Origin of the sequence: Ramlibacter paludis, assembly GCF_022012305.1 — a bacterium.
In the GTDB taxonomy this organism is placed as follows: domain Bacteria; phylum Pseudomonadota; class Gammaproteobacteria; order Burkholderiales; family Burkholderiaceae_C; genus Ramlibacter; species Ramlibacter paludis.
The window spans coordinates 632,071-657,878 of the sequence record NZ_JAKLTM010000004.1 but is presented as its reverse complement, the minus strand read 5'-3'; the positions used below and the strand labels follow the sequence as shown (position 1 = coordinate 657,878).

Genomic DNA, 25,808 nt, shown 5'->3' with positions numbered 1-25,808 from the left:
GCCATGCCCACGCCGCCTTCCCCCGCGCCGCGGCGCGTCGCCGTCATCGGCGGCGGTCCGGCCGGCCTGATGGCGGCGGAAGTGCTGGCCGCGAGCGGCGTACAGGTCGACCTGTACGACGCCATGCCTTCGGTGGGCCGCAAGTTCCTGCTGGCCGGGCGCGGCGGGTTGAACCTCACGCACTCGGAAGCGCCGGACCCTTTCCTGCAAAGGTACGCGCAGCGCAGCGAGGCCTTGCGGCCCGCGCTGGCGCAGTTCGACGGCGCCGCCGTGCGCGCCTGGGCCGCCGGTCTCGGCATCGAGACTTTCGTCGGCACCTCCGGCCGCGTCTTCCCCCAGGACCTGAAAGCCGCGCCGCTCCTGCGTGCGTGGCTGCATCGCCTGCGCGCCGCCGGCGTGCGCATGCATGCGCGCCATCGGTGGACGGGCTGGAACTCCGAAGGCGCACTCAACTTCGAGACGCCGACCGGCCCCACCGTCGTCCACGCCGATGCGACGGTGCTGGCCCTGGGCGGTGCGAGCTGGGCGCGCCTGGGCTCCGATGGCGCCTGGGTCCCCTGGCTCGCAGCACGCGGCGTGGACATCGCGCCCTTGCAACCGGCCAATTGCGGCTTCGACATCGCGCCCACGGGCGAAGGCCGCAGCGGCTGGAGCGAGCACCTGCGTTCGCGGTTCGCCGGCCAGCCGGTGAAGCCGGTCGCGGCCTTCCTCGACGCCGACGCGCACGACCGCCAGCAGGGCGAGTTCGTCGTCACCGACACCGGCATCGAGGGCAGCCTGGTCTACGCCTTCAGCGCGCGCCTGCGCGACGCGATCGCAGCCCACGGCCAGGCCACCTGGCACCTCGACCTGCTGCCGCAGCACACGCCGGCGCAGGTGCTGGAGCAGGTCTCCCATCCGCGGGGACCGCGCAGCCTGTCCACCCACCTGAAAAGCCGGCTCGGCCTGCAGGGCCTGAAAATGGCGCTGCTGCACGAACTGCTCACGCCCGCGCAACTGCACGATCCGGCGCAGCTGGCTGCCGCCATCAAGGCGCTGCCGATCGTGCTCGCGCGGCCGCGGCCGCTGGACGAAGCGATCAGCACCGCGGGCGGCGTGCCCTTCGAGGCCCTCGATGCGCACTGCATGCTGCGCGCCGTGCCCGGCGTGTTCTGCGCCGGCGAGATGCTGGACTGGGAAGCGCCGACCGGCGGCTACCTGCTCACCGCCTGCATGGCGACGGGGCGCGCGGCGGCGCAGGGTGCCCTGCAGTGGCTGCAGGCTGGGCGGCACTGACGCTTGTCCGACGCCTGCGCGGGTTGCATTCGGACACGTGCGCGGGCGCGCGCGTGGGATCATGGCGCACCCATGAATGACGAACACCGTGAATGAGATGAGAAGCGAGGCGCACCGGGCCGTGCTGCCCGGATTCGATGCGATACCGGGCCTGGAAGGCGCGGTTGCCGCCTTGCGCAAGGCGATGCGGGCCGAAGGGTCCGGCCCCGCCTTCGTGGTCTGCATCGGCAATGCAGAAGGCGACCTGATTGCCGCGGAACACCTGGACAGCTACAACCAGGTCAAGGTCTTCTCGCGCGAGATGGCCAAGCTCGGCTACCAGGCATCGATCACTGCCGCGGCTCGGCAGGGCTGCGACGTGGTCTACCTGCCGCGCACGCAGGCGCGCGACATCTTCGACGACGGCGGGCCGCACAGCATCCTGTCCGGCTCCTAGCCGGATGCGATAGGCTGGGGCCATGCCGGATAGCCCCGACCTGCACGCACGCTTCATCGCCGACATCCAGCGCAACCCGCACGTGCGCGCGATCCTCGCGCGCTGGCAGCGGCTGGACCTGCCCGACGGCTGGCTGGTCGCCGGCTGCCTGTTCCAGACCGTGTGGAACCTGCAGGCGGGCCGCGACCCGGCCGCGGCGATCAAGGACTACGACCTGTTCTACTTCGACGCGGATGATCTCTCGCAAGAAGGCGAGCGCGCGGTGCAGGCACGCGTCGAGCGCGAGCTGGCCGACCTGGGCGTGGAACTGGAAGCGAAGAACCAGGCCCGCGTGCACCTCTGGTACCAGGACCACTTCGGCCATCCTTATCCCCGCCTGCGCGACGCGCGCGATGGCATCGCGCGCTTCCTGGTGCTGGGAACCTGCGTCGCCGTACGGCCGTCGGCCGCCGGCCTCGAGCTCGATGCGCCGTACGGGCTGGAAGACCTGTATGCGGGCCGCCTGGCACCGAATCCGTTGACGGACTACCGCGCCCTCTTCGAAGCGAAAGCGCGCTCGTACCAGGCGCGCTGGCCTTCGCTCCGTCTCTCCTCGTAGGGTGGGTTCGCGCCAGCGACCCCACCATGCCCCTCAAGCCCCCGCCTTCCCCGCCATCTTCCAGAACGCCAGCGCCGCCGGCGACAGCCGCTTTTCGGCTATGCAGGCCAGCGCGATCCGGCGCGTGGTGCGCGGCGCCAGCGGCCGGAACACGAGCCCCTCTTGCTGCTCCGGCAGCGCCAGCGCGGCCAGCACCGACACGCCGTTGCCGCGCGCCACGAACTCCAAAATCGTGATCACCTGCGACAGCTCGTGCGCGACATGGGGCACCACGCCGGCGCGCTCGAACATGCGCATCACCATCTCCTGCGAGCCGGCCTGCGTCAGCACCAGCGGATACTTCGCCAGGTCGCGCACCGCCACGGTCTTCTCCTTCGCCAGCGGGTGGTCGCGCGGCAGCACGGCCAGCAGTTCGTCGGTGGCGAGCGCCTGGGTGTCGAAATTCGGCTGCGGCAGCAGGACCACGCCGATGTCGATGCGGCGCGCCAGCAGGTCCTGTTCCACCTCCGGGTCCGCGCGCTCCGCCACGTGCACCTCGATGCCCGGATAGCGCTTGCGGAACTGCGCCAGCAGCGGCGGCAGCAAGCGCAGCGAGGAACTGGTGCCGATCGAGCCGATGCGCAGCCGCCCGGTCTTCAGTCCCGACGAGGCCGCGGCCAGCGCGCGCACCTGCTGCAGAGAGGCGAACACGTCGCGTGCGGCGGGCAGTGCCTGCTCGCCGGCATGCGTGAGCACGACGCCGGCCGCAAGCCGGTCCACCACCTCGCAGTCCAGCGTGGACTCGAGCGCCCGCAGCGCGTGGCTGGTGGCCGAAGCGCTCATGCCGATGCGGGCGCCGGCCGCCGCGATGCTGGAGGCGCCCGGCAGGGCCAGCAGCAGCTCCAGCTGGCGCAAGGTGGGAAGTCCGGCGTCCTTGTTCATTGAATCCAAACTCAATTGAATGTGAAGTGGCTTGAATCCTAAACTGCATCCCATGAACACGGAAGACCGCTCCATTTCGCTGCGTGCCGGCCAGGCCCTGGAGGTCGACCCGCACGTTCCCGCAACCCTGTACCTGCTCGAAGGCGAGGTGCTGGTGCAGCCGCCGCTCGCGTGGCTGGCCGGCCAGGTCGTCGTCGCCCGGGCGCGCCGCATCGCCGCGCCGGCGGTGCTGCAGGCGCAGGACGTCGCCGCCGCCGTCGCGGTCGGCGCCGCGCGCATCCGCGTGCAGCGCCCCGCCACCTTGCTCGAAAAGTCCAGGCGCGCCTGGGCCGAGCTCGTGTCGCCCGCCCGCGCGCGCACCGCGCTGCGCTGACCCTTGCCTTGACGCACCCCGTCCGCGCCCTTAAGGTCGCGGGCACAAAGGGGGCGCGTCATGCATTGCACAAGTAGATTCATCCTGGCCGCGGCGGCCTTCGCGGTCGCGGCGGCCGCGCACGCACAGCTCAAACCGGTTCGCGAGGTCGAAGGCGTCAGCGAATACGCCTTGCCCAACGGCCTGACGGTGCTGGTGCACGCCGACCAGTCGAAGCCGACCACCACCGTCAACCTGGTGTACCGCGTGGGCAGCAAGCACGAGGGCAACGGCGAGACCGGCGCCGCGCACCTGCTGGAGCACCTCCTCTTCAAGGCGACCGACAGCGTCGCCGACCCGAAGGAGGAGATGACGCGCCGCGGCGCCCGCTGGAACGGCACCACCTCCTGGGAGCGCACCAACTACTTCGCGCAGTTCTCCAGCGACGCCGAAACGCTCGACTGGATGCTGCGCTGGCTGGCCGAGTCCATGACCAAGGCGCGGCTGGAGAAGCGCGACCTGGACAGCGAGATGACGGTGGTGCGCAACGAACTCGAGCGCGCCGAAAACGATCCCTCGCGCATCCTCGGCGCGCGCATGCGGGCCGCGGCCTTCCACTGGCACGGCTATGGCCGCGACGTGCTGGGCGCGCGCAGCGACGTGGAGAACGTGCCCATCGAGAAGCTGCGCGCCTTCTACCGCACCTGGTACCGGCCCGACAACGCGGTGCTGGTCATCGGCGGCCGCTTCGACGAAAAGGCCGCGCTGCAGAAGGTGGAGCAGGTCTTCGGCGCCATCGCGCGGCCGGCCACGCCGCTGCCCGCGGCCTACACGCGCGAGCCGGTGCAGGACGGCGAGCGGCAGGTGGTGCTGCGCCGCGTCGGCGGCACGCCGCAGGTGGCGGTGCTGTACCACGTGATGCCCGGCGCCGATCGCGACTTCGCCGCGGCCCTGGTGCTGGCGCAACTGCTTTCGCGGTCCCGGGGTCCGCTGGACAAGGCCCTGGTCGACACGAAGCTGGCGGCCTCGCGCTGGGCCTGGGCCACGGGCGGCGTCGACCCCGGCTTCCTCATGGCCGGCGCGGTGCTCGGCGATACCGCCACGCCGGAACCCGCGGCGCGCGCGGCGCAGGACGTCCTGCTGAAGACGATCGAGACGCTGGCGCCCGACGCGCGCGAAGTGGCCGAGGCGCGCTCCGAGCTGCTGCAATCCGTGCAGGCGCAGTTGCGCGACCCCGAGCAACTGAGCCTGGCGCTGACGGGATCGGTGGCCGCCGGCGACTGGCGCCTGCTGTTTGCGCACCGCGACTGGATCGAGGCGGTGACGCCGGAAGACGTGAAGCGCGTTGCCGCGGCGTGGATGCTGCCCTCCAACCGCACCGTCGGCTTCTACCTGCCGGACGCGGCCTTGCCCGCGCGCGCGCCGGCTCCCGCGCTGGTCGCCGCTGCCGAAGTGCTGCGTGACTACCGGGGCCGCACGGTGACCGCCGCGGCCGAAGACTTTCCGCTCACGCCCGAAGCGATCGAGCCGCGCATCGTCAAGGCGCGGCTCGAAGTGGGCGGCGCGCCGGGCCTGCACCTGGCGGTGCTGCCGCGCCAGACCAAGGAGTCGCGCGTGACGGGCACCATGCGCCTGCGCTGGGGCACGGCCGACACGGTCAAGGGCAGTTCCGTGCTGGCGACCTTCCTCGGCCCGATGATGCTGCAGGCCAACGACCAGGTGCGCACCGACCTGTTGGCGCTGGACGCCACGCTGCGCATCAACAGCGGCGCGGGCGGCATGACCGCCAACTTCGAGCTGCCGGCGCGCAACGTGCAGCCCTTCTTCCAGCTGCTGGCGCGCGTGCTGCGGCCCCAGGACTTTCCCGAGGCGGCCTTCGAGCGCATCCGTGCGGCGGCGCTGGCCGCCAACAAGGGCAGCCAGTCGGATCCGGGGGCGCTCGCATCGACCAGCCTGCAGCGCGTGTTCTCCACCTATCCGGAAGGCGACCCGCGCGAGGCGCGCACCTTGCAGCGGACCGCGGACCTCCTGCAGGCTGCGACGCCGGCGCAACTGCGTGCCTTCTGGCAGCGCTTCGGCGGCGCCGGCCTGGGCGAGATCGCGGTCGTCGGCCCGGTCGATCCGCAAGCCGTGCGCGCGGCCTTGCAGCAGGCCTTCGGCGACTGGCGTTCGGCCGAGCCGCGCCAGCCCTGGATCTTCGAGTACCCAGCGCAGGTGAAGGACCGCTGGCAGCAAGTGATGGTGCCGGACAAAGCCAATGCCACTTACACCGCGCGCATCCCGCTGGCCATGACCGAGGAGTCGCCCGACTTCCCGGCCCTGTCGGCGGCGGTGCAGCTGCTGGGCGGGCGGCCCGGCGGCACCGCCTTGTGGAAGCGCGTGCGCGAGCAGGAGGGCCTGAGCTACGGCGTGGGTTCCTCGCTGTTCGTGCCGGCCAGCGCGCGCGCCGAGGGCACCGCCGCGGCGATCAACATCAACGCCAGCTTCGCACCGCAAAACCGCGACCGCCTGCGCGAAGTGATCCGCGACGAACTGCAGCAACGGGCAAAGAACGGCTTCAGCGCGCTGGAAGTCTCCTTCGCGCGCCGCGCCATCGTCAGCGCCCGCGCCGACTGGCTCGCGCAGCCCGCCAACCTGGCCGGGCTGCTGGCCAGCAACCTGCGCTGGGACCGGGACATGGCCTGGTACGGCCGCATGACCGAGGCCTACGAGAAGCTGGACACGCAGGCGGTGAATTCGGCGCTGGCCAGGTACCTGGACGTGGAGCGGCTGACCGAGGTGGCGGCGGGCACCTTCCCCTGAGGCGCGGGCAAGGCGCGGGGCTGCGGGCGGGCCCCGCGCAACCCGGCTCCGTCCTACAGACGCTGCCGACCTCGACAGGTAGTTTCGTGGGTCGCGCTGTCCTTGTCATGCGACAGCGGAACCTTCCACCAGAATGCCGCCCACCTCCGGAGAGCCCGCCCCTTACGCCGACATCTTCGTGGGCACCGGGGAGATGGCGCAGCTGATGCGCCGCCACGACTGGGCCGCCACGCCCCTGGGCCCGCCCGAGCGCTGGCCGCAGGCGCTGAAGGTGGCGCTGCGCATCCTGCTCACCTCGAAGTTCGAGATGTGGCTCGGCTGGGGGCCGGAGGTCCACTTCTTCTACAACGACGCGTACCGGCCGACGCTGGGCGCCAAGCATCCGCGTTCGCTGGCCATGCCGACGCGGGAACTCTGGGCGGAGATCTGGGACGACATACGCGGCCGCATCGAAGCCGTGTACGAACGCGGCGAATCCACCTGGGACCGCGCGCTGCCGCTGGTGCTGGAGCGTTCCGGTTACCGCGAAGAGACCTATCACACGTTTTCCTATTCGCCCCTGATCGGCGACACGGGCCAGGTCGAAGGCCTGTTCTGCGCGGTCTCGGAAGAGACCGACCGCGTGATCAGCGAGCGGCGCCTGGGCACCCTGCGTGAACTCGCGCGCGACCTGGCCGCGGCCGACACGCGCGCCGCGGTGCTCGACGCCACGCGCGACGCGCTCGCGCGCTCGACCCGCGACCTCACTTTCTCCGTCGTCTACGCGTTCGACAATGCCGGCCGCGCGCAGCTCGCCACCGCCGCCGGCGTCGCGCCGGGCAGCGCACTGGCGCCGGCGCAGGCCGTGGCCGGCGGCCACTGGCAGCCGGAGCGCGTGATCACCGGCGAGCGGTCCTTCACGGTGGAGCTGCGGGACTCCGCGGATGTCCCGACCGGAAGCTGGGACCGCGCCGCCACGCTGGCGCTGGTCGTGCCGATCTCGCGGCCCGGTTCCGCCGCGCCCGCCGGTTTCCTGGCTTGCGGCGTGAGTCCCTACCGGCGGCTCGACGCGGACTACATCGCTTTCGTGCAGCTGGTGGCGGGCCAGGTCGCGGCCAGCCTCGCGAACGCGGAGCAGGTCGAACGCCGCACCGCCGAGGCCGACCGGCTGCGCGCGATCTTCAACAAGGCGCCCGGCTTCTTCGGCGTGCTGGCCGGGCCGCAGCATCGCTTCCAGCTGGTCAACGAAAGCTACCGGGCGCTGGTGGGACGTCGCGAGCTGGAAGGCAGGACCGTCGCCGAGGCGCTGCCCGAAGTGGCCGGCCAGGGCTTCGTGGACCTGCTCGACCGCGTCTACGAAAGCCGCCAACCCTACGTGGGGCGTTCCGTCGAGGTGCAGCTGCAGCAGACCCCCGGCGGGCCGATGGAAACCCGCTACGTCGACTTCGTCTACCAGCCGATCCTGGATGCGGGCGGCGCCTGCACCGGCATCTTCGTCGAGGGCTCCGACGTCACCGACAAGGTGGAGGCCGAGAAGGAACTGCGTTCGCTGAATGCGAACCTGGAAGCCCGGATCGAGGAGCGCACGCACGACCTGCAGGCGGCCGTGCAGCAGCTGCAGGACGAGACGCGCGAGCGCCAGGCCGCCGAGGAGGCGCTGCGCCAGGCGCAGAAGATGGAAGCGGTGGGCCAGCTCACGGGGGGCATCGCGCACGACTTCAACAACCTGCTGCAGGGCATCATGGGTTCGCTGGACCTGCTGAAGCTGCGCCTGCAGCTGGGCAAGCTGGAGAACATCGACAAGCTGATGGCCGGGGCGATGCACTCCGCCGAGCGCGCGGCCGGCCTCACCCACCGCCTGCTGGCTTTCTCGCGGCGCCAGCCGCTGGACCCCAGGCCGGTGAAGGCCAACCAGCTGGTCGCCACGATGGAGGAGCTGCTGCGCCGCACGCTGGGCGAGACGATCCGCCTGGAGCTGGTGCTGGCCGGCGGACTGTGGACGACGCTGTGCGATCCGCACCAGCTCGAAAGCGCCATCCTCAACCTGTGCATCAACGCCCGCGACGCGATGCCCGATGGCGGCGTGCTCACCATCGAGACTTCCAATGCCTGGCTGGACGACATGTACGTGCAGCAGCAGCGCGACGTGCAGGCCGGGCAATACGTCTGCATCAGCGTCACCGACACGGGCGTGGGCATGGCGCCCGACGTGCTGGCCAAGGCCTTCGATCCCTTCTTCACCACCAAGCCGATCGGCCAGGGGACGGGGCTGGGGCTGTCGATGATCTACGGCTTCGCGCGGCAGTCCGCCGGCCATGCCAGGCTGTACAGCGAACCCGGGCAGGGCACGACGGCCCGCCTGTACCTGCCGCGGCATCGCGGCGAGGCGGAGGCGCCCGAGCCCGTGCCGCAACTGGGCGAGGAACACCAGAGCCTGCATGGCGAAGTGGTGCTGGTGGTGGAAGACGAGGCCGTGGTGCGCGCGCTCGTGATCGACGTGCTCGCTGGCCTGGGTTATCGCACGCTGGAAGCGGCCGATGGCGCCGATGCCCTGCGCATCCTCGAGACCGGGCAGCGCATCGACCTGCTGGTCACCGACGTCGGGCTGCCGGTGATGAACGGCCGCCAGGTCTACGACGCCGCGGTCGCCACGCGTCCCGGCCTCAAGGTGCTGTTCATGACCGGCTACGCCGAGAACGCGACCCTCGGCAAGGGCTTGCTCGCCCCCGGCATGGCCATGATCACCAAGCCTTTCTCGATGGAGAAGCTGGCCAGCCGCATCGTGGGCCTGCTGGGTCACGAAGAGGGCGCAGCCAGCGCCTGACGCCGAGGCGCCGAACAGACGCCGGCGGGCCGTCCGTCCCGCCGCCACGACCGCTCACGCCCTTGCCGTCAACGGTGGTCCCTGCTCGCGCGTAGTGTCCGTGCTGCCATGACGGAGGACTCCATGCACCCGAAACTTCATTCCCGCCGCACGCTCGCGCTGGTGCTGGCCACGCTGGTGGCCGCCGGCTCCGCATTCGCCGGTCCGCCGCCCTGGGCCGGTGGCGGCAAGCACGGCGGGGGCGAGGAGAGCCACAAGGGCAAGGAACACGGCGGCGGCAAGCATGCCGACAAGGGGCCGAAGCAGGGCGCGTTCTTCGACAGCCGCAACCGGGACTCCGTGCATCACTACTACGCGTCGGCCAAGAGCTGCCCGCCGGGCCTGGCGAAGAAGAACAACGGCTGCATGCCGCCCGGCCAGGCGAAGAAGCAGTGGAACGTCGGCCAGCCGCTGCCTTCCACCGTGGTGGTCTACCCGGTTCCCAAGCAGATCATCGTGACGCTGCCGCCGGTGCCGGTGGGCCACAAGTACGTGCAGGTGGCCGGCGACATCCTGCTGGTGGCCGCCGGTTCCATGATGGTGGTCGACGGCATCAACGGGCTGATGCGCTGACCTTTCCCGGGCGGCAGACCCTCAAGCCGTCCTGCGGCTGAGTTGGTTTCCGCGCAAGCCCCCCTGCGCGAGGGGGCGGATCCCGTTCCCTGTGGCTATGGTTCGCAGATCGCGATGCCGCCCCTCACCCAGCCCGATTCCGTGGTCGATGCCCCCTTCCTCCAGGGCGGGGGGCGCGTCGGGGCCCTCATGCGCGCCCACGACTGGTCGCGCTCGCCCCTGGGTGCGCCCGCCGCCTGGCCGCAGGCGCTGCGGACGGTCGTCGACCTGCTGCTGCATTCGCAGTTTCCGATGTTCGTCGCCTGGGGCAGCGAGCTGGGCTTCCTCTACAACGACGCCTATGCCGAGATCCTGGGCGCCAAGCATCCGCGCTCGCTGGGCGCGCGCTTCCACGACATCTGGGCCGAGATCTGGGACGACATCCACCCGCTGATCGAAGCGGCGATGGCCGGCCAGGCCAGCTACCACGAAGACCTGCCGCTCGTGATGAACCGCAAGGGCTACGACGAGCAGACCTGGTTCACCTTTTCCTATTCGCCGGTGCGCGGCGACCGGGGCGGCGTGGAGGGCATGTTCTGCGCGGTCTGGGAGACCACGCCCCGCGTGCTGGCCGAGAACGCACTGCGTGAACTGAACGAAACGCTGGAGCGCCGCGTCGATGCGGCGCTGGCGGAGCGCAGGGTGCTGGCCGACATCGTCGAGGGCACGGACGCCTTCGTGCAGGTGGCCGACCTCGACTATCGCTGGCTCGCCATCAACCAGTCGGCGGCGCGCGAGTTCGAGCGGATCTACGGAGTGCGACCGCGCGTGGGCACGAGCATGCTGGAACTGCTGGCGGACCAGCCGGCCCACCAGGCGGCCGTGCGGTCCGTGTGGTCGCGCGCGCTCGCCGGCGAGGAGTTCGTGGAGATCGCGGAATTCGGCGACCCGGCGCGCGACCGCCGCTTCTACGAGATGCGCTACAACACGCTGCGCGGCCCGGGCGGCGAGCGCATCGGGGCCTACCAGTTCGTCTACGACGTCTCCGAGCGCCACCGTGACCAGGAGCGCCTGCGCCGCGCCGAGGAGGCACTGCGCCATACGCAGAAGATGGAGTCGCTGGGCCAGCTCACCGGCGGCGTGGCCCACGACTTCAACAACCTGCTGGCGGTGTTCGCCAACGGGCTGCAGGTGCTGGAACGCGACGTGTCCCCGGAGCAGCGCCAGCGCGTGTACGCCAGCATGCGCCGCGCCGTCACGCGCGGCAGCGGCTTGACGCACCAGCTGCTCTCCTTCTCGCGCCGGCGGCCGCTGCACCCCGAATCGGTGGACCTCGCCGCCAGCCTCGAAGGCATGCGCGACATGCTGGCGCGGCCGCTGCGCAGCGACATCGAGATCCGCATGGAGATCGCGCCGGATCTGTGGCCGGTGGAGATCGACGCCGGCGAGTTCGAGCTGGCCTTGTTGAACCTGTGCGTGAATGCGCGCGACGCCATGACGGCTGCCGGCACGATCACGATCGCGGCCCGCAACAGCGTGGAAATCGGGGACAACGGCGCGGCGCAGAACTTCGTGCGGCTGTCCGTGTCCGACACCGGCAGCGGCATGCCGCCGGAAGTGCTGGCGCGCATCTTCGAACCCTTCTTCACCACCAAGGACGTCGGCAAGGGCTCCGGCCTCGGGCTGCCGCAGGTCTACGGCTTCGTGCAGCAATCCGGCGGCCGGCTCACGGTGGACAGCCAGGTCGGCGCGGGCACGGTCGTCACGGTGCTGCTGCCGCGTGCCTTGCACGAGCCAGCGGCCGCTTCCAGCGCGCCCGTGGTGGCCGACGTGACGCGCGCCGGCGGCAACGTGCTGCTGGTGGAGGACGACCTCGAGGTCGCCGCCCTCACGCGCGAGATGCTGTCGGAGCTCGGCTTCACCGTCCTGCATGCCGCGAGCCCCGCCGCGGCCCTGGGCGCCCTGGCCAACGGGCGCGCCGTCGACGTCGTGTTCTCCGACATCATGATGCCCGGCCCCATGAACGGCCTGGAGCTCGCCCGCGAGATCCGCCGCCGCCAGCCCGGCCTGCCGGTGGTGCTCACCACCGGCTACTCGGAAGCGACCGCCAGCATGCGCGGCGACGAGTTCAGGGTGCTGCTCAAGCCGTACAGCGTGGAGGCGCTGCGCAAGGCCTTGGGCGACTAAAATAATTGGGGTCAGAACCCAATTACGGCCGCTCGTCGAAGATCGGCCGGAAGCCGCCGAAGATCATCCGCTTGCCGTCGAAGGGCATGTCCATGTCCTTCATGCGCGGGTCGTCCTTCATCTTGCGGTAGACCTCGTCGCGCACCTCCTTCGAGGGGTACTCGATCCACGAGAACACGACGGTCTCGTCCGGCTTGGCCTGCACCGAGCGCTTGAAGTCCGTGAGCTTGCCATCGGGCACGTCGTCGCCCCAGCACTCCACGTGGCGGGTGGCGCCCCACTCCTTGAACAGCACCCAGGCCTTGGCCGCGGAGGCGCGATAGGCCTCCTGTCCGGCGGTAGGGACGGGAACTACGAATCCATCGACGTAAGCCATGAGGTTCTCCTGAATGAACGGACACAACGGATGAGCCGCGCTGCGGCCCTCCTCCCCCACGACGATCGACGCCCGCCGTTTTCGACATGACGCCGGCAAAGCTTTCTGCCCACGGCGGTGGCACGCGCGATGCTGCTACGCTGGCGCACTTCCGCCAGCCAGCCGCATGACCAGCCTGTCCCTCACCCGCACCAAGATCTACCGCACCGTCGCCCGCCAGCTGCACGGCGTCGTCCCTTGCTGGATCTGCGGCCAGCCCGTCGCGCCCGGGGACGCCACGCTGGAACACATCAAGCCCCTGAGCGAAGGCGGCAGCAGCCACATCGAGAACCTGGCGATCAGCCATGGCACGTGCAACCACCGGCGGCATGCGAAGGGCGGGGGCGGCACGCCTGCGTAAGGCAATTCAGCGAAATCCCGAACTCGGCCGGTCGGCCATCGCCTTGCCTATTGCTCCGGCGGCAGCTGCATGCTCTTGAGCAACTGGCGCACGGACTCGCCCACTTCCTCGCTGCTCGGCGCCGGCGTGCGTCCGCTGGCGGTGAAGCGCTCGACGAGAGGCAGCAGCGCTTCCATGCGGAACGGCTTGGGCAGGAAGGCGTCGTAGTCCGGGAAGACGTCGCGCACCACGTCCTCGCTGGTGGCGCTCATGAAGACGAAGGGAATCTGTGCCAGGGCGGAATTGCGCCGCACAGCATGCCCGAACTCGCCGCCGTTCATGGTGGGCATCATGAAGTCCGACAGGATCAGCGCCGGCTTCTCGCCTTCCAGCAGTTCGAGGGCGGCCTTGCCGTTGGAGGCGATCGCGATGCGATAACCGGCCGACTCCAGCAGCAGCTGCAGGATTTCGGCGTTGCCGTATTCGTCCTCGACGACCAGCACCAGTTGCATCGGGACGACCATGTCATGGCCCCGGCGGCCGGCCGCGCGAGTGCGCGAGCTCGACGTCGACCAGGGGCTGGCTGGCCTGGCTCGCGCGCACCTTCGTGATGGCGAGCATGCGGGCGCCGGCGCCGCCGCCTTCCGGTCGGGGCTGCGGGAAGGTGAAGGCGTTGTCGAACCAGCCGACGACGCCATCGGCCAGCGCGGTGCCGGCGGCCACGGACAGGGCTGCGGGGTCGAGCGTGAACAGCGAGCTGACCCCCCGGCGCCGGAGCTCCGCGACGAGGCGGCCCAGGAAGCGGTAGCCGCGTTCCGGGAAGGCCAGGGTGTCGGCCATGCCCGCCAGGCCGTCGACGCTCAAGCGTCGCACCTGGAATTCATCGATCAAGCGCAGGATCTTGTGCCCCATTTCGTCCATGGATTCGTCGTCGAGGCCGAGGCGCTCGATTCGCAGCGCGCCCGTGTCCACCGCTTCCGCGATGGCCAGGCCCAGGTTGGCCCCGACGCGCCGGAGATCGTCGGGGAATTCCGAGCAGGACAGCAGCAGCCCGGGTTCCTGCAAGGTCGCGCGCGCGGCGAAGGCCAGCGCGACGGTCGTCTTGCCTGCGCCACTGTGACCGACCACCACCGAGGCCGTGCCGGACAAGAGCCCGCCTGCCTGTAGGACGCCATCGAGTGCGGGCAGCCCGGTCGACACCGGCGCGGAAGCGGGCGCGGCCTGCCCTTCGTCGAATGGCAGGCTCTCCAGCCGCGGGAAGAACTGCAGGCCCCGGGTCGTGATGCAGAAGGTGTGGCTGCCGCGGATCACCCGGCTGCCGCGGAACTTGCGCACCTGCATGCGGCGCTCGGCGCGCCAGTGGAAGCCGTGGTCCTCGAACGTGAAGATCCCGTCCACCATGGTCTGCTCCGCGCTGAGGGCGTTGCCGTCGCCGCTGGTCAGCACGAGGCAGGTGCAGGACATCACGCTCACCAGGCTCTGCAGTTCGTGCACGAACTGCCGCACCGATTCGTCGGCGGACCGCACGCCGCGGTCCACCACCAGGCCGTCGATCACGAGCAGCGAGGCGCGGTTGCGAACCAGCTCGGCGCGCAGCAGGTCGACCACTCCCTTGAGGCCGCCCTGTTCGAGCTCCCGGTAGCCGCTGATGTAGAACACCCGCGCGTTGACCTGCTGCTGGTCGAAGAAGTCCTGCCCCTCCATGTGCTGCAGCATGCGCGCGTGCGACTCGGACAGCATCGTCACGTACAGCGTGCGGACGTCGCTGCGGGCGAAGGTGTAGGCCACCTGGTTGGCCAGCGTCGTCTTGCCCACGCCCGGCGGGCCCTCCAGGATGTAGACGCCTCCCGCGAACAGGCCGCCGAACAGGATCTCGTCCAGTCCCTGGACGGCGGTTGGCAATCTCTGCATGCTGGTGGGAAGGGGGCTCATTTGGGGGCGGAGTATGGCGGAAGGACAGGGCGCGCGCCATGCGCGCATTCACCGTGGGCACAATGCTGGCGTGACCGATCCCACCGAACAGCGATTCCGCACCCTCTTCGAACAAGCGCCGTTCAGCGTGCAGCTGCTGTCGGTGGATGGCCGCACCGTGATGGTGAACCGGGCCTGGCAGGACTTGTGGGGTGCGCACGAGGGCGATCCGCTGCTGGCCTTCGTGCTGGGCGAATACGACATGCTGGCCGACCCGCAGCTGGAGGCCAAGGGCGTGACGCCGTACCTGCGGCGCGCCTTCGCCGGCGAGGCCATGCGCATCCCGGCCATCCACTACGACCCGGCGGTGCTGGGCAAGCCCGGCCAGGCGCGCTGGGTCGAAGCCACGGCGTGCCCCATCACGGACGGCCAGGGCCGGGTCGCCGAAATCATGCTGATCCACGAGGACGTGACCGACCGCCTGCTGGCCGAGCGGCAGCTGCGGGCGAGCGAATCGCAGTTCCGCACGATCGCCGATGCGCTGCCGCAGATGGTGTGGTCCACGCTGCCGGACGGCTTCCACGACTACTACAACCGCCAGTGGTACGAGTTCACCGGCATGCCGCTGGGGTCCACCGACGGCGAGGCCTGGAACGGCATGTTCCATCCCGAGGACCAGCCGCGCGCCTGGGAGGTCTGGCGCCACAGCCTGCGCACCGGGCAGAGCTACGAGATCGAGTACCGCTTGCGGCACCGCTCGGGCGAATACCGCTGGGTGCTCGGGCGCGCGCTGCCCGTGCGCAACGAGCAGGGCGCCATCGTGCGCTGGATGGGCACCTGCACCGACATCCACGAACAGAAGCGCACGCGCGACGAGCTGCTGGCCGCCAACCGGCGCAAGGACGATTTCCTGGCGATGCTCGCGCACGAGCTGCGCAACCCGCTGGCGCCCGTCAGCACCGCGGCCCACCTGCTGCGGGCGGCCTCCGGCGACCCCGCCAAGGTCGAACGCTGCGCCGACATCATCGAGCGCCAGGTGCGGCACATGACCGAACTGGTCGACGACCTGCTCGATGTCTCGCGGGTCACGCGCGGGCTGGTGGAGCTCGAGCACCGGCCGGTGGAATTGAAGGCGGTGCTGGCGAACGCGATCGAACAGGTGCGGCCCTTGATCGAGGCCCGCGGACACGGCCTGACGACGCGCATGGCGTCCGGCGACGTCTACGTGCTGGGCGACCGCGCGCGCCTGATCCAGGTGGTGTCGAACCTGTTGAACAACGCGGCCAAGTACACGCCCGCGAACGGATCGCTGTCGCTGTCGATGGAGGTCGGCGCGCAGGTGGAGGTCCGGGTCGAGGACAACGGCATGGGCATCGAGCCGCAGCTGCTGCCGCACGTGTTCGAGCTGTTCACGCAGGGCGAACGCACCCCCGACCGGGCGCAGGGCGGGCTGGGCCTCGGGCTGGCCTTGGTGAAGCACCTGGTGGAGCTGCATGGGGGCCGTGTGCTTGCCGCCAGCGCCGGCCGGGGGCTGGGCGCGGCTTTCGCCGTGACGCTGCCGCTGCTGGAAGCGGTGGATCCCTCGCTGTCGGCGGCGCATGCGCCGGCGCATCTGCCTGCGGCCGCGCGCACGCTGCGGGTCCTGGTGGTGGACGACAACCGCGACGCCGCCGCGACGCTGGGCATGCTGCTGGAAACCCTGGGGCACGAGGTGCGCGTGTCCCACGATCCCCTGCAGGGGCTGGAGGCCGCGCGCGACCAGGCCTTCGATGCCTTCATCCTCGACATCGGCTTGCCCGGCATGGACGGCTATGCGCTCGCGGGCCGCCTGCGCGAACTACCCCAGGCGAGGGCCGCGACCTTCATCGCGCTCACGGGCTACGGCAGCGCGAACGACCGGCAGCGCGGCGGCGCGGCGGGTTTCGACCATTACCTCGTGAAGCCTGCCGACCTCGGCGAACTGGCACGCCTGCTCGACCAGGTGCAGGAGCGCGGCACTTGATCGAACGGCTCGCCCGCCGGCTGCCCTTCTTCTACGGCTGGATCGTCGTGGGCGTCGTCTTCCTGACGATGGCGATCTGCGTCAATGCGCGCACGGCGTTCTCGCTGCTCTTTCCGCCCATCCTCGACGAGTTCGGCTGGGAGCGTGGCGTCACCGCGGGGGCGTTCTCCTTCGGCTTCATCGTGTCGGCGGTGCTGAGCCCGCTGCTCGGGCGGCTGATGGACAGGCGCGGCCCGCGCTTCGTCATGGAGATCGGCGTCGTGGCCACCGCCGCGGGGCTGCTGCTCGCGACCTTTTCCACGCAGCCCTGGCACGTCTACCTCACGCTGGGCATGCTGGTGGGCGCGGGCACCACCTTCACCGGCTACACCGGCCAGGCGCTGTTCCTGCCCAACTGGTTCGTGCGGCGCCGCGCGCTCGCCATGAGCGTCGCCTTTGCCGGCGTGGGGTTCGGTTCGATCGTGATGCTGCCGGCGCTGCAGGCTTTCGTGGAACGCAGCGGCTGGCGCGCCGGCTGCACGCTGCTCGGCGTGCTGACGCTGGTCGTGCTGGTGCCGCTGAATTTGCTGCTGCGCAAGCGGCCGCAGGACCTGGGCCTGGCGCCCGACGGCGACGCGGACACGCCGGCCGCCACGCAAGCCCGCCGCGCGAACGTGGTCGACCCCGCCTGGGCCGCCATCGACTGGACGCTGCGCCGCGCGATGGGTACGGCGCGCTTCTGGTGGATCGCGCTGGCCTACTTCGGCGGGCTCTTCTCCTGGTACGCCGTGCAGGTGCACCAGACCAAGTACCTCACGGAGATCGGCTTCGGCCCGGCGCAGGCGGCCTGGGCGCTGGGGGCCGTGAGCCTGGCCGGCGTGCCGGGACAGATCGGGCTCGGCTGGCTGTCCGACCGCATCGGCCGCGAGATCGTCTGGGCGATCGGCAGCCTGGGCTTCGTCATCACCTATGCCGCGCTGCTGGCGCTGCAGGCGCACACTAGCGTCGTCCTGCTGTATGCGATGGTGCTGGCGCAAGGCGTCCTCGGCTACGGCCTGACGTCGGTGGTGGGCGCCATCCCCGCGGAGATCTTCGAGGGCAAGCATTACGGACCGATCTTCGGCACGCTGATGCTCAGCGCCCTGGCCGGCGGTGCCGTGGGCCCGTGGTTCATGGGCTTCGTGCACGACCGCACCGGCAGCTACACGCTGGCCTTCCTGGTCGCCATCGGCTTCTCGCTGCTTTCCGCCTTCGCGATCTGGCGCGCGGCGCCCAGCGGCGTGCGGGTGGTGGCCGGCAAGGTCAGGGCGGCGCAGGCGTGAAGCCGGCGCGGCGTCATCCCGCGAAGTACCTCCAGTTCCCTTCGGAGATGACCTTCGCCTGGCCGTCGACGACCTGGACCGCGGTCTGGTCGTCGATGGCATAGGACGGGTTGCCCAGCGCCGCGGCCCAGCGTTCCGCATACGGCATGGCGTTCTCCGGAAAGGTCGGGAAGTCCAGGTGCGGGAAGAGGGAGAAATCGACGAGGCCCAGCCCCTTGTCGTCGCCGGTGACGGAAGGCTTCATTTCCACGAAGGCATCGCCCATGCGCGGCGTCAGCGCCATGCTGCCGGCGCTGAGGCCCATCCACACCGTGTCGCGCAGCGAGGGCAGCAGGTCCGCCAGGCCGGATTGCCGCAGCCAGTGGGCGAGGAACACGGCATCGCCGCCGTTGACCAGCAGGATGTCGGCGCTGCGCACCCAGGCGGTCCAGCGCTCCCGTGGAATGTGCGGCAAGGCGGTGAGTTCCAGCAGGCCCACGGATTTCCATCCGAGTTCCACCATCGGGCAGCGCGGCTCCAGGCCGCTGACGAAGCGCCAGGAGCCCTCCGGCGTGCCCTGCGGGTGGCCGTAGAGGGAGGTGGGGATGCAAAGCGCATGGCAGTCGGCGATCGGCTTGCCCAGGAGGTCGAGCAGCGCCTGGTGGATGCTTGCGTTCTTGACGCCGGCCGAGGTGAGCAGCAATTTCATGAATCGTCCTTTCAAGGGGGCGCGGCCCGGATGGCCGCTGCCCGCCATCCACGACGAACGAGGGCCGGCGTTTTCGACAAGGGCTCCTGCTAAGCTGCCCCCACCACGAACAAGATCCGCAGGAGACAAGCATGACCCCCACGTCCCGGCGCTGCTTCGCGCTTGCCACGCTGGCCGCGGCCGCCTTCGGCCTGGCCCCCGTGCCGGCCTCCGCCCAGGACCGCTGGCCCTCCCGTCCCATCCGCCTGGTCGTGCCCTTCACGCCCGGCGGCGTGACGGATACCAGCGGCCGCGTGGTCGCCGAGTTCCTCGGCCGGCGCCTCGGCCAGCAGGTGATCGTCGACAACAAGCCGGGCGCGTCGGGCAACATCGGCATGGCACTGGTGAAGGACGCGCCCGCCGACGGCTACACCCTGGCGCTGGCCTTCGACGGCACCATGGTGATCAATCCGCATGTCTTCGCCAAGGTGCCTTTCGATCCGCTGAAGGACTATTCCTCCATCGGCAAGATCGGCAACGCCACGCTGATCCTGGTGGCGAATCCCGCCGCGCCGGTGAAGACCGTTGCCGACCTGGTCCGGGTCTCCAAGGCCACGCCCGGCGGCCTCTCCTTCGGCACCTCGGGCACCGGCGGCACCCCGCACATCGCGGGCGAACTGCTGAAGATGCGCACCGGCGCCAATCTCACGCACGTGCCTTACAAGGGCGGCGGCCAGGCCCTGACGGACGTGGTGGGCGGCAGCATTCCCCTGGTGTACACCGCGGTGGCCGGTGCGCACGGCTTCGTGAAGAGCGGCAAGCTGCACGCCATCGCCGTGTCCAGCGCGAAGCGCTCTTCGTCGCTGCCGGACGTGCCGACCTTTGCCGAGGCCGGCGTGCCGGATTTCGTGGTGGACTCGTGGGTCGGCCTGCTGGCGCCGGCGGGCCTGCCCGCGGCCATCGCCGCGCGGCTCAATGCCGAACTGAACGCGGTGCTGGAGGACCCGGAGGCGCGCGAGAAGCTGCGCACCCTGGGCATCGAGCCCACCCCGGGCAGCGCCGCCGGCTTCCAGGACGAGATGGCGCGCGACCTCGCCCGCTACGGGCAGGTCGTCAAGGCGGCCGGCATCAAGGTCGAATGAGGCTGCAGAAGCCCTGATCGTGTGCGAGGTTTCACGCTCGCGCCTCAGGACTTGCCCTTGACCTACAACCCGGATCCCTGCCGCAGGGCTAGCATGGGTCATGCGCAAAAGCGATCCCGCCCACCGCGTGAGCATCCTCAAGGAGCGCCGGCAGTCGCAGTTCGCCGAGCTGGAGAAGTGGCTCGACGAGCGGCGGGTGACGGAAATCGAATGCCTGGTGCCCGACCTCACGGGCGTGGCCCGGGGCAAGATCCTGCCGCGCGAGAAGTTCACCGAAGACCGCGGCATGCGGCTGCCCGAAGTGGTGGTCGCGATGAGCGTCACCGGCGAATATCCCAGCGACGGCCCCTTCTTCGACGTCATCAGCCGCCACGACTCCGACATGCACCTGGTGGCCGACCCGCGCACCGTGCGCATCGTGCCCTGGGCCACCGATCCCACCGCGCAGGTCATCCACGACTGCTATGACCGCAATGGCGTTCTCGTGCCGTTTGCGCCGCGTTCGGTGCTGCGCCGCGTCTGCGAACTGTTCGACGCCAAGGGCTGGTCGCCGGTCGTCGCGCCGGAGCTCGAGTTCTACCTGGTGGCGCGCAACACCGATCCGGACCTGCCGCTGAAGACGCCCGTGGGCCGCAGCGGCCGGGCCGAGACGTCGCGCCAGGCCTATTCGATCGACGCGGTGAACGAATTCGATCCCCTGTTCGAGGATGTCTACGACTACTGCGAGAAGATGAACCTGAGCGTGGACACGCTGATCCACGAGGTGGGCGCCGGGCAGATGGAGATCAACTTCCTGCATTCGTCGGCGCCGCTGGACATCGCCGACGAGGTGTTCCTGTTCAAGCGCATCGTGCGCGAGGCGGCGCTGCGGCACGACATGTACGCCACCTTCATGGCCAAGCCGATCGCCGGCGAGCCGGGCAGCGCGATGCACGTGCACCAGAGCCTGGTGGACAAGGCGACCGGGCAGAACATGTTCAGCAACGAGGACGGTTCGCCCAGCCGCGAATTCTTCTGGTACATCGGCGGGCTGCAGAAGTACGTGCCCGCGGCGATGGCGTTGTTCGCCCCGTACGTGAACAGCTACCGGCGCCTCGCCCGCTTCACCGCCGCGCCGATCAACACCGAGTGGGGCATCGACAACCGCACCGTGGGCATCCGCTCGCCGGTGTCCACGCCGCAGGCGCGCCGCGTGGAGAACCGGGTGATCGGCGCCGACGCCAATCCCTATCTCGCGCTGGCGGCGACCATGGCCTGCGGCTACCTGGGCATCGAGCAGCGGCTGGAGCCCACGCAGGAGTGCGCGGGCGACGCCTACCAGAGCGCCGAGGCGCTGCCGCGCAGCCTGGCCGAAGCGGTGCCGCTGCTGCGCGGCTGCGCCGACCTGGCCCAGGTGCTCGGGCAGGAGTTCCTGACGGTCTACACCGAGATCAAGGACCTCGAGCACGAGGAATTCATGCGGGTGATCTCGCCCTGGGAGCGCGAGCACCTGCTGCTGCACGTCTGAAGGGCCGGCGTGGAACTCCATCCTTTCGAGCAGCACCCCACCCGCGAGTGGCAGGAGGCCGACGCCGCCCACCTGTTGCATCCTTTCACCGACCACCAAGCGCTGGCGGCCAAGGGCGTGCGCGTCATCACGCGCGGCGAAGGCGTCTACGTGTGGGACAGCGAGGGCAAGCGCATCCTCGATGCGATGTCGGGCCTGTGGTGCGTGAACGTGGGCTACGGCCAGGAGGCGCTGATCGAAGCCGCGACGCGGCAGATGCGCACGCTGCCTTACTACAACGCCTTCTTCCAGACCACGACGCCGCCGGCGACGGCGCTGGCGCAGCGCCTGGCCACCCTCACGCCGCCGCACTTCCGCCATGTGTTCTTCAGCGGGTCCGGCTCGGAAGCCAACGACACCAACATCCGGCTCGCGCGCCGCTACTGGGACCTGATGGGCGAGCCGCAGCGCAAGGTGATCATCTCGCGCGTCAACGCGTACCACGGCTCCACGATGGCTGCGGCGTCGCTGGGCGGCATGGCGGCGATGCATGCGCAGGGCGGCCTGCCGATTCCCGACATCGTGCACATCGGCCAGCCGCATGCCTGGGCGCATCGTGAGGGCGTGGCCAAGGGGCTGTCGCGCGACGCCTTCGGGCTGGTGGCCGCGCGCTGGCTGGAGGAGAAGATCCTGGAAGTGGGCCCCGAGCGCGTGGCGGCCTTCATCGGCGAGCCGGTGCAAGGCGCGGGCGGCGTGATCGTCCCGCCCGCGACCTACTGGCCCGAGATCCAGCGCATCTGCGACCGCTACGGCATCCTCCTGATCAGCGACGAGGTGATCACCGGCTTCGGCCGCACCGGCCGCTGGTGGGGCTGCGAGACCTTCGGCACGCGGCCCGACCTGATGACTTTCGCCAAGGGGATCACCAGCGGCTACGTGCCCCTGGGCGGCACCATGGTGGGCGAACGCGTGGCCAAGGTGCTGATCGAGCGCGGCGGCGAGTTCGAGCATGGCTACACCTATTCCGGGCATCCGGTGGCCTGCGCCGTGGGCTTCGCCAACCTGGAACTGATCGCGCAGCAGGGCCTGGTCGACTGCGTGCGCGAGGACACCGGCCCTTACCTCGCGCAGAAGCTCGAGGCGCTACGTGACCATCCCATCGTGGCCGAGGTCCAGAGCTGCGGCCTGATGGCTGCGGTGCAGCTGTGCCGCCATCCGCCCACGGGCGAGGCCTTCGCGGTGGAACACGGCATCGGCCTCGTCTGCCGCCGGCACTGCTTCGACAACGGCCTGGTGATGCGCGCCGTCGGCGACCGCATGATCGTCGCGCCACCGCTCGTCATCACCCGCGCGCAGATCGACGACATGATGGCCCTGGTGCGGGAGGCGCTGGACCGCACCCTGGCCGAGGCGCGCGCCGCCGGCTGGGCGCCCGCCGCTTAATTGGGGTCAGAACCCAATTTCCGCCGGGCGCGCTAGGCTTGGCGTTTTGCATCGGGAGGAATCGAAAATGAACCAGGTCCCGGCGGGAACGCCATTGACATTGGAGATGCTGAACGAAGCCCTCGACGGCTGCGGCCAGGCGGTCGGATTCGCGTTGGCGGGCGGCCTGGACACCTCCGGCGCGGACCGCGCGCGCATCCTGAGCATCGCGGAAAGTCTGCAGAAGCTGGCCGGCGACGGCCGCTTCCCCGGCACCGCCGGCCAGTGCATGGGCGGCATCGTGGCCGGCATGCAGGCCTTCCTGATCGCCAACGAAAAGGAAGAGGGCGCGCCGCTGCTGTAGTCTCGCGGGCCAGTGCTCGACTCACTCCTCACCGCATCTGCCCGCGCGCTTGCCGCGGGCGACCCGCTGGGCGCGCTCAAGGGCGTGGCGCTGCGCGACGACCCGCCGGCGCTGGCGCTGCGCGGCATCGCGATGGCGCAGCTGGGCGAGCACGGCAAGGCCTGCGACCTGTTGCGGCGGGCAGCGCGCGCGTTCGGCCCGCGCCATGAACTCGCGCGCGCGCGTTGCGTGCTGGCGGAGGCGGAAGTCCGGCTCGCACTGCGCGAACTCGCGGGCACGCCGCGCGAACTGATCGCGGTGGCCAGGACGCTGGAGCAGCATGGCGATGCGGCCAATGCCGCCCACGCGCGCCTCGTGGCCGCCCGGCGGGCGCTGCTGCTCGGGCGGCTCGCCGAAGCCGCGGACACCTTGCGGGAACTGGACGTGCGCCAGCTTTCCCCCGCGAAAGCCGCCGTCGCGGAACTCGCTGCCGCCGAACTCGCCTTAAGCTCACTGCGCTGTGCGCCCGCCAAGGCGGCGCTCGCACGCGCGCACCAGGCCGCCTATCGCTCGGGCATCCCCGCCTTGATCGCGGAAGTGGCGGAGGCGCGCTCGGCACTGGATCGCCCCGCGGCGAGGCGCGTGGCGGGCGATTCGCAGCAGCCCTTGCAGCTGGAGGAGGTCGAGGCCTTGCTGGCCTCGGGTGCGCTGGTGCTCGACGCCTGCAGGCGCGGCGTCGCGGCCGGCGGCTCCTGGGTGCCGCTGGCACGCCGGCCCATCCTGTTCGCGCTGGCGCAGTCGCTCGCGCAAGCCTGGCCGCACGACGCGGATCGCGATGCCTTGATCGCCACGGCTTTCCGCACCCGGCGGCCCGACGAAACCCATCGCGCGCGGCTGCGGGTCGAACTGGGCCGGCTGCGTGCGCTTCTCAAAGGCATCGCGGCCATCGAAGCCACGCCGCGCGGCTTCAGCTTGCGCGCGCCGGCCGAGGTCGTCCTGCTGGCACCTCCGATCGCCGGCGAGCAAGCCTCGTTGCTGGCGCTGCTGTCCGACGGCGCGGCCTGGTCGACCTCCGCGCTGGCGCTGGCGCTGGACGCCAGCCAGCGCACCGTGCAGCGCGCCCTCTCCGAGCTGGAAGCCGCCGGCCAGGTGCGCAGCGTGGGGCGCTCGCGCGCGCAGCGCTGGGTCGCGCCGCCGCTGGTGGATTTCACGACAATCTTGTTACTCCCGGCTTCGCTGGCCGGCGCGTAGAGTCCTTTCCATCGCGCCGCGGAACGGCGCAAGAAGGACCTGCGATGAACACCACAACGGAAAAGCCCGCACCGACCGCCGAGGTCGTGCGCGAGTACGGCCCCTTCGGCGGCAGCAAGGGCGTGGCGGGCGTGAGCTACGACGGCCGCCACGTCTGGGCGGCGACCGGCGAGCAGCTGCTGGCCATCGAGCCGGGCACGGGCGAGGTCGTCCGCACGCTGCCGCACGCTTGCGACGCCGGCACCGCCTTCGACGGCAAGCACCTGTGGCAGATCGCGGGCGGGCGCATCGAGAAGATCGACCCGGCCACCGGCGCGACGCTGGCCTCGATTCCCGCGCCGGCCGCGGACGGCGCCTCGGGCCTCACCTGGGCCGAAGGCAGCCTCTGGGTCGGCAACTACCGGGGTCGCCAGATCCACCAGGTGGATCCGGAAACCGGCGCCATCCAGCGCACCATCGCATCCAACCGCTTCGTCACCGGCGTCACCTGGGTCGACGGCGAGCTCTGGCACGCCACCCGGGAGGGCGACGAGAGCGAGCTGCGCCGCGTGGAGCCGCGCAGCGGCGAAGTGCTGGAGCGCCTGCGGATGCCCGCGGGTGCCTTCGTGAGCGGACTCGAGTCCGACGGCGCCGATCTCCTGTACTGCGGCGGCGGCGGCAGCGGCAAGCTGCGGGCTGTGCGCAAGCCGAAGTCCGCGCGCTAGTCCCATCCTTTTTCGCAACGCATGCGGCCCGGCCCGGGTCGGGCCGCCGCATGCACAACCAGGAGTCACCATGACCACCCAGACCCCGCACCGCATCGCTTCCGACTCGCTCTGGACCGAAGAGCGCCGCAAGCTGCTGGCCCGCGAGAAGGAACTCACGCGCCTGCGCGACCAGGTCGCGAGCGAGCGCCGCGCCTTGCCGTGGCGCCGCGTCGAGAAGGACTACGTCTTCGCGACGCAGGCCGGCCCGCGCACGCTCGCCGAGGTCTTCGAAGGCAAGCGCCAGCTGCTGGTGCAGCACTTCATGTTCGGCCCGGGCTGGGAGCAGGGCTGCCCCAGCTGCTCGTACATGGCAGACCACATGGACGGCATGAACGTGCACCTCGCGCATCGCGACATCCGCTTCGTCGCCGTTTCGCGCGCGCCGCTGGCCGACATCCAGCGCTTTCGCGAGCGCATGGGCTGGCAGTTCGACTGGGTGTCGTCGAACGGCAGCGACTTCAACTTCGACTTCCGCGTGAGCTTCACGCCGGAGGAGCTCGCCGGCGGCGAGGTCGACTACAACTACCGCAAGGGCTATTTCCCGGCGGAGGAAGCACCGGGCATCAGCGTGTTCGCCCGCGACGACGCTGGCGCCGTCTTCCACACCTACAGCACCTTCGGCCGCGGCGTGGAAGCCATGATGGGCGCCTACACGCTGATGGACCTCACGCCGCAAGGGCGCAACGAGCGCGACACCTTCTACAAGATGGAGTGGGTGCGGCATCACGACCGCTACGAGGCGGGACAGACGTACCAGCCCGCGCCCGAGAAGGTGGCGGTGCCGGCCGCGGCCTGCCCGCATTGCGCGGACTGAGGA

The 25,808-nt window shown here is 70.5% G+C and carries 23 protein-coding genes; 18 read left to right on the top strand and 5 right to left on the bottom strand.

Annotated features, from left to right (window positions below):
* The first annotated feature begins 3 nt into the window (after positions 1-3).
* From LZ009_RS16910 to LZ009_RS16900, 3 genes are all read left to right on the top strand, one after another.
* Positions 4-1,275, top strand: coding sequence for a BaiN/RdsA family NAD(P)/FAD-dependent oxidoreductase (locus tag LZ009_RS16910; protein ID WP_275699125.1), 1,272 nt, complete (start codon positions 4-6; stop codon positions 1,273-1,275).
* An 88-nt stretch (positions 1,276-1,363) separates the two neighbouring features.
* The gene (locus LZ009_RS16905) at positions 1,364-1,711 is read left to right on the top strand and encodes a hypothetical protein (protein WP_275699124.1); all 348 of its coding nucleotides are present in this window, start codon (positions 1,364-1,366) and stop codon (positions 1,709-1,711) included.
* A gap of 22 nt (positions 1,712-1,733) precedes the next feature.
* A complete protein-coding gene (locus LZ009_RS16900; protein ID WP_275699123.1) occupies positions 1,734-2,309 on the top strand; it encodes a nucleotidyltransferase family protein in 576 nt (191 codons plus the stop codon).
* A gap of 33 nt (positions 2,310-2,342) precedes the next feature.
* On the opposite strand, the gene LZ009_RS16895 is transcribed toward LZ009_RS16900, so the two are convergent.
* A complete protein-coding gene (locus LZ009_RS16895; protein WP_275699122.1) occupies positions 2,343-3,230 on the bottom strand; it encodes a LysR family transcriptional regulator in 888 nt (295 codons plus the stop codon).
* A gap of 52 nt (positions 3,231-3,282) precedes the next feature.
* Here LZ009_RS16895 and LZ009_RS16890 point away from each other — a divergent pair, with 52 nt between their 5' ends.
* The 5 genes from LZ009_RS16890 to LZ009_RS16870 all read left to right on the top strand — a co-directional run bounded on the left by LZ009_RS16890 (position 3,283) and on the right by LZ009_RS16870 (position 11,965).
* A complete protein-coding gene (locus LZ009_RS16890; protein ID WP_275699121.1) occupies positions 3,283-3,603 on the top strand; it encodes a hypothetical protein in 321 nt (106 codons plus the stop codon).
* 60 nt (positions 3,604-3,663) lie between these two features.
* A complete protein-coding gene (locus tag LZ009_RS16885) occupies positions 3,664-6,384 on the top strand; it encodes a M16 family metallopeptidase (RefSeq protein WP_275699120.1) in 2,721 nt (906 codons plus the stop codon).
* A gap of 133 nt (positions 6,385-6,517) precedes the next feature.
* On the top strand, positions 6,518-9,187 hold the full coding sequence (locus LZ009_RS16880; protein WP_275699119.1) for an ATP-binding protein: 2,670 nt from the start codon (positions 6,518-6,520) through the stop codon (positions 9,185-9,187).
* 123 nt (positions 9,188-9,310) lie between these two features.
* The gene (locus tag LZ009_RS16875) at positions 9,311-9,799 is read left to right on the top strand and encodes a DUF1236 domain-containing protein (protein WP_275699118.1); all 489 of its coding nucleotides are present in this window, start codon (positions 9,311-9,313) and stop codon (positions 9,797-9,799) included.
* A gap of 114 nt (positions 9,800-9,913) precedes the next feature.
* Complete coding sequence (locus LZ009_RS16870; RefSeq protein ID WP_275699117.1) at positions 9,914-11,965, top strand: PAS domain-containing protein; 2,052 nt, start codon at positions 9,914-9,916, stop codon at positions 11,963-11,965.
* A 22-nt stretch (positions 11,966-11,987) separates the two neighbouring features.
* On the opposite strand, the gene LZ009_RS16865 is transcribed toward LZ009_RS16870, so the two are convergent.
* Positions 11,988-12,341 (bottom strand): DUF1428 domain-containing protein, encoded by a 354-nt coding sequence (locus tag LZ009_RS16865; protein WP_275699116.1) that lies wholly within the window; start codon positions 12,339-12,341, stop codon positions 11,988-11,990.
* Positions 12,342-12,507: 166 nt separating this feature from the next.
* Between LZ009_RS16865 and LZ009_RS16860 the strand changes: the two genes are divergently transcribed.
* The gene (locus LZ009_RS16860) at positions 12,508-12,741 is read left to right on the top strand and encodes an HNH endonuclease (protein WP_275699115.1); all 234 of its coding nucleotides are present in this window, start codon (positions 12,508-12,510) and stop codon (positions 12,739-12,741) included.
* Between the two features lie 47 nt (positions 12,742-12,788).
* On the opposite strand, the gene LZ009_RS16855 is transcribed toward LZ009_RS16860, so the two are convergent.
* Together LZ009_RS16855 and LZ009_RS16850 are read right to left on the bottom strand one after the other, a co-directional pair.
* On the bottom strand, positions 12,789-13,244 hold the full coding sequence (locus tag LZ009_RS16855; RefSeq protein ID WP_275699114.1) for a response regulator: 456 nt from the start codon (positions 13,242-13,244) through the stop codon (positions 12,789-12,791).
* Position 13,245: 1 nt separating this feature from the next.
* A complete protein-coding gene (locus LZ009_RS16850) occupies positions 13,246-14,622 on the bottom strand; it encodes an RAD55 family ATPase (protein WP_346730754.1) in 1,377 nt (458 codons plus the stop codon).
* Between the two features lie 100 nt (positions 14,623-14,722).
* On the opposite strand from LZ009_RS16850, the gene LZ009_RS16845 reads away from it, so the two are divergent.
* Positions 14,723-16,633 (top strand): PAS domain-containing hybrid sensor histidine kinase/response regulator, encoded by a 1,911-nt coding sequence (locus LZ009_RS16845; RefSeq protein WP_275699112.1) that lies wholly within the window; start codon positions 14,723-14,725, stop codon positions 16,631-16,633.
* Positions 16,630-17,934, top strand: coding sequence for an MFS transporter (locus tag LZ009_RS16840; RefSeq protein WP_275699111.1), 1,305 nt, complete (start codon positions 16,630-16,632; stop codon positions 17,932-17,934). The genes LZ009_RS16845 and LZ009_RS16840 overlap by 4 nt, the downstream gene beginning before the upstream one ends.
* Before the next feature lie 13 nt (positions 17,935-17,947).
* Here the strand turns inward: LZ009_RS16840 and LZ009_RS16835 are convergent, their stop codons facing one another.
* A complete protein-coding gene (locus LZ009_RS16835; RefSeq protein WP_275699110.1) occupies positions 17,948-18,622 on the bottom strand; it encodes a Type 1 glutamine amidotransferase-like domain-containing protein in 675 nt (224 codons plus the stop codon).
* 131 nt (positions 18,623-18,753) lie between these two features.
* On the opposite strand from LZ009_RS16835, the gene LZ009_RS16830 reads away from it, so the two are divergent.
* From LZ009_RS16830 to LZ009_RS16800, 7 genes are all read left to right on the top strand, one after another.
* Positions 18,754-19,743 carry a Bug family tripartite tricarboxylate transporter substrate binding protein gene (locus tag LZ009_RS16830; protein ID WP_275699109.1) on the top strand — a complete coding sequence of 330 codons (990 nt, stop codon included), beginning with the start codon at positions 18,754-18,756 and terminating at the stop codon, positions 19,741-19,743.
* A gap of 100 nt (positions 19,744-19,843) precedes the next feature.
* Positions 19,844-21,250 carry a glutamine synthetase family protein gene (locus tag LZ009_RS16825; protein ID WP_275699108.1) on the top strand — a complete coding sequence of 469 codons (1,407 nt, stop codon included), beginning with the start codon at positions 19,844-19,846 and terminating at the stop codon, positions 21,248-21,250.
* Positions 21,251-21,259: 9 nt separating this feature from the next.
* Positions 21,260-22,672 (top strand): aspartate aminotransferase family protein, encoded by a 1,413-nt coding sequence (locus tag LZ009_RS16820; protein WP_275699107.1) that lies wholly within the window; start codon positions 21,260-21,262, stop codon positions 22,670-22,672.
* Between the two features lie 106 nt (positions 22,673-22,778).
* On the top strand, positions 22,779-23,015 hold the full coding sequence (locus tag LZ009_RS16815; RefSeq protein WP_275699106.1) for a hypothetical protein: 237 nt from the start codon (positions 22,779-22,781) through the stop codon (positions 23,013-23,015).
* A 12-nt stretch (positions 23,016-23,027) separates the two neighbouring features.
* The gene (locus LZ009_RS16810; protein ID WP_275699105.1) at positions 23,028-24,245 is read left to right on the top strand and encodes a helix-turn-helix domain-containing protein; all 1,218 of its coding nucleotides are present in this window, start codon (positions 23,028-23,030) and stop codon (positions 24,243-24,245) included.
* Between the two features lie 44 nt (positions 24,246-24,289).
* Positions 24,290-24,949 (top strand): Vgb family protein, encoded by a 660-nt coding sequence (locus tag LZ009_RS16805; protein ID WP_275699104.1) that lies wholly within the window; start codon positions 24,290-24,292, stop codon positions 24,947-24,949.
* A gap of 70 nt (positions 24,950-25,019) precedes the next feature.
* Positions 25,020-25,805 (top strand): DUF899 domain-containing protein, encoded by a 786-nt coding sequence (locus LZ009_RS16800; RefSeq protein WP_275699103.1) that lies wholly within the window; start codon positions 25,020-25,022, stop codon positions 25,803-25,805.
* The last annotated feature ends 3 nt before the right edge of the window (positions 25,806-25,808 follow it).